The 3,451-nt window shown below is 40.0% G+C and carries 4 protein-coding genes; 3 read left to right on the forward strand and 1 reads right to left on the reverse strand.

Annotated features, from left to right (window positions below; genetic code table 11):
- The first annotated feature begins 392 nt into the window (after positions 1-392).
- Positions 393-1,013, forward strand: a complete 621-nt coding sequence (locus ACP6PM_RS14480) for a calcium-binding protein (protein ID WP_426585734.1) — start codon at positions 393-395, stop codon at positions 1,011-1,013.
- Positions 1,014-1,240: 227 nt separating this feature from the next.
- Here ACP6PM_RS14480 and ACP6PM_RS14485 read toward each other — a convergent pair whose 3' ends face one another.
- Positions 1,241-2,137, reverse strand: coding sequence for a LysR family transcriptional regulator (locus ACP6PM_RS14485; RefSeq protein ID WP_426585736.1), 897 nt, complete (start codon positions 2,135-2,137; stop codon positions 1,241-1,243).
- 173 nt (positions 2,138-2,310) lie between these two features.
- Between ACP6PM_RS14485 and ACP6PM_RS14490 the strand changes: the two genes are divergently transcribed.
- Complete coding sequence (locus tag ACP6PM_RS14490; RefSeq protein WP_426585738.1) at positions 2,311-3,207, forward strand: DUF4437 domain-containing protein; 897 nt, start codon at positions 2,311-2,313, stop codon at positions 3,205-3,207.
- Between the two features lie 101 nt (positions 3,208-3,308).
- Positions 3,309-3,431 (forward strand): hypothetical protein, encoded by a 123-nt coding sequence (locus ACP6PM_RS14495; protein ID WP_426585740.1) that lies wholly within the window; start codon positions 3,309-3,311, stop codon positions 3,429-3,431.
- The last annotated feature ends 20 nt before the right edge of the window (positions 3,432-3,451 follow it).

The raw sequence follows: 3,451 nt of genomic DNA on the forward strand, positions 1-3,451 counted from the left end.
ATAAAACTGAACTTACCTGAATAAAACTGAACTTACCTGAATAAAACTGAACTTTCCTGAATAAAATTATCCAAAATTTAGTGTATATCTACGCCAAAATGCTGAGTAATAAACACCTCTAAAAATTAATTTAACCTCTACTAAAAATGGATAAATCCTAGTCCTGATATGAATTATACTGGCATCGCTACATCGTTATAGTCTCAATATCGCTAGACAAATTATTCACCTAAAAGTTCAGTTTTATTCAGGTTGAAAATTACTGAATAAAACTGAACTTTTCTGTATTGTATTTTCTGAATATCTTTGCAATACTAATATCAACAAGGGAAAGAAAACAACTTCTTCCCAACAACTCTAATTAACACAACTAATTGAAGGAGACTAAAAAAATGGGTTTATATATCGAAGTTACTCAGCCTAATACAACAACTGACGGTTCTAACGGTAATGATTCAATTTTCGGTACTAGTAGCTGGGATGTAATCAATGGAGTAGCTGGCCATGATCTACTTGTCGGTGGTGGTGGTGATGATGTTATATTCGGTGGTACTGGAAATGATACTATTCAAGGAGGTGAAGGTGATGATGCCCTCATAGGCAATCAGGGGGATGATTTACTGCAAGGTGGTAATGGAAATGATTTACTGCAAGGTTATGTTGGTTCAGATATCTTAAATGGAGGAAATGGGGCAGATATATTTGATATGCTTGACACTGAGGCAAAAACAAGAACAGAGACTGTTTATCGTAAATTTTTTGGCATTCGCATTCCAGTAGGAAGTCGTACCGTTACTTATTTTGATGATATTGATGTCATCCAAGATTTCGATGCTGCTGAGGGCGACATGGTTAGGATATATGAATTTGAGATGAGCGGTAATTTAGGAGACTTCTCAACAAGTGTTAGTAACGGAGATACTAATTTGATGTTTAAGGGAGCTACATTTGCTGTTCTCGAAGGAGTAACTAATTTCAATTTGAGCAACGATCTAGAGCTTAATCCTGGTTAGTGTTCCAAATCTCACGGTGTGACAAGTTAGTTAAAAGCTATATATAGAAGTAGATTATATAGAAGTAGATTTGCCTTCGGGAACTGAAGAATACTTCAACTAAAATTAACCCTTATTGAAAATGAACGGGGTGTAGTGGAAGCACAGTAGAGACGTTCGATAGAAGGTCTCTACTGGGTTTTGCCTGTGACGATGTAGTTCATCAATCTGAAAAGCGCTGTAAACTTTTAACTTGTGTGTAGCGCTATGCCTTCTATGAGATCGATCTTAGATTTCAAAGCTTCGGCAATAAAATCTACAAAAATACTTATTCTAGCCACATGACGAATATCTGGATGAGTAAGTATCCACAAATCTTTGGCTAATTCAGGAATTGTCGGATAAACAGTTTGTAGATTAGGTTCGCTATTGCCCATATAACAAAACAACAAACCAATTCCCATATCATTAAGCAGTGCATATAATATTCCCATCAGAGTATTGACTTGATATTGAAATTTAAATTGGGGCAATAATTGTCTTAATTTATTACCATACATAATCCTCACTAAACTTTCTTCTAGACCAATCCAAGTATGTTCGGTAATGTTATCAATTTTCCCATTGGCAACTAAATAATTTTTAGAAGCATAAATAGCGATCGCCGCCTTAGCAATTTTACGTCCTACTAAATGTTCTGGTGGGTTATTAGTAGTACGAATAGCGATATCTGCGTCTCGTTTCGTCAGATTATACTGCTGATTCGATTCTAAAATCTCTAACTCAATTTCTGGATATTCTCTAATGAAAGCTGCAAAACAAGGAGTTAATAGGTAACGTAGCAAACTTGCGGTAGTCGTTACCCTGATAGTTCCTTTGACTTGTCTATCTTGTCCGCTAATGTGTCGCTCGACAGTTGCAATTTTTTCCTCAATCTCTACTGCATTTTGATACATTTGTTCCCCTGCAAGAGTTAGAGCATATCCCGTTGATAACCTCTCAAATAACCTGACACCCAAGCTCTCCTCTAAAGCATTTAACCTACGGAATACAGTTGTGTGATGTACTTTTAGTTGCCGTGCTGCACCCACAACACTTTTGGCACGAGCAATGGCCAGTATGTAACGTAAATTATCCCATTCCATTGATTTAGTTTTTTATTTGCATTTTTGCAAAAATAGTTTGTCTTTTTAGCTATTGTAATTGCATTAAATAGCAGGTAATGTCAAGACATCAAGGGATTTCAAAGAGCAAAAATTTGAAGTTTTAATACACCGCTTTATAGTTAAAGAGGAGAAAATCATAGCAAAACTCACAAATGATTAAAATGAAGAATATAAGAAGGTTCCTATTACTCGCACTTGCACTCTTTGTAACCACCTTGGGTAGCGTGCAGTTCGCATCCCAAAGTATCCCTCCGACACAAGCAGCCGAGCCAACCTCCAAGGTTGTCTTGATGTCCGAAGTTGAGTGGGGGTTTCTCAACCCGGCCCGTGGCGACAAAAGCCCTAGGGCTGGTAATCTTTGGGGCGATCGAACCAGCTCCGGGCCGTCAGGCTTCCTCGTAGAGTTTGTGGACGGTTTCTCGTCGCCACCTCACATTCACAATGTCACCTACCGTGGAGTAGTCATTAGTGGCACTGTTCACAATGACGATCCTAATGCCAAGGAGATGTGGTTGCCGAAGGGTTCTTTCTGGACGCAGCCAGCCGGGGAAGTGCATATTACCTCTGCTAAGAGCAGCAACAACATGGCGTACATAGAGATTGAGGACGGACCGTATCTCGTCCTTCCTCCTGAGGAGGCGTTTGATAATGGAGAAAGGCCAGTAAACGTTGATAAATCAAACTTTGTTTGGCTGGACGCATCGAACATTGTTTGGATCGATCGGCCCGGAATGCCAGCCTCTGCTAATGGACCAAAGGTAGCTTTTCTTTGGGGCAAACCGCAGGAGGGTGAGTTAAATGGGACTCTTGTCAAGCTACCGACTGGGTTTACCGGAAATATAGGTAGCCACGGCTCGACATTCCGTGCTGTAGTTATCCAGGGCAGACCTAAGTACCGAGTGCCGGGTGAGACCGATGTCAAGACCATGGAACCAGGCAGTTATTTCGGCTCGAACGGAGAGTCGATGCATCAAGTATCGTGCGAAGTGGGAGAGGAGTGCATTATCTATGTGCGTATGGAGGGCAAGTTCGACCTCGTTCCGGGGTAGTCCAAGAAGTAACCCCCCCCAATTTCCGATAGCAGGTGCAAAGGAAGAAGGAGGCTGTCTCGCCATAAGCTAATAATATTTAAAGTTTAGAGGTAAAAACTATGAAGGCAGTAGGTTTAACTCAATATTTACCCATTGACAACGAAAATAGTCTATTAGACGTTGAAATCCCTAAACCCACAGCCAAAGGCAGGGAAAACGCATCTAATTTTTTTGACAAATGACCAAAAATAAAATTTCAAAT

The sequence above is a fragment of the Dapis brunnea BLCC-M229 genome, assembly GCF_050015995.1.
Lineage (GTDB): Bacteria > Cyanobacteriota > Cyanobacteriia > Cyanobacteriales > Microcoleaceae > Trichodesmium.

What these genes read in the sequence shown, in the direction of transcription:
- ACP6PM_RS14485 (WP_426585736.1), bottom strand. Translation starts at nt 2,137, where the DNA reads ATGGAATGGGATAATTTACGTTACATACTGGCCATTGCTCGTGCCAAA.
- ACP6PM_RS14495 (WP_426585740.1), top strand. Translation starts at nt 3,309, where the DNA reads ATGAAGGCAGTAGGTTTAACTCAATATTTACCCATTGACAACGAAAAT.
- ACP6PM_RS14490 (WP_426585738.1), top strand. Translation starts at nt 2,311, where the DNA reads ATGATTAAAATGAAGAATATAAGAAGGTTCCTATTACTCGCACTTGCA.
- ACP6PM_RS14480 (WP_426585734.1), top strand. Translation starts at nt 393, where the DNA reads ATGGGTTTATATATCGAAGTTACTCAGCCTAATACAACAACTGACGGT.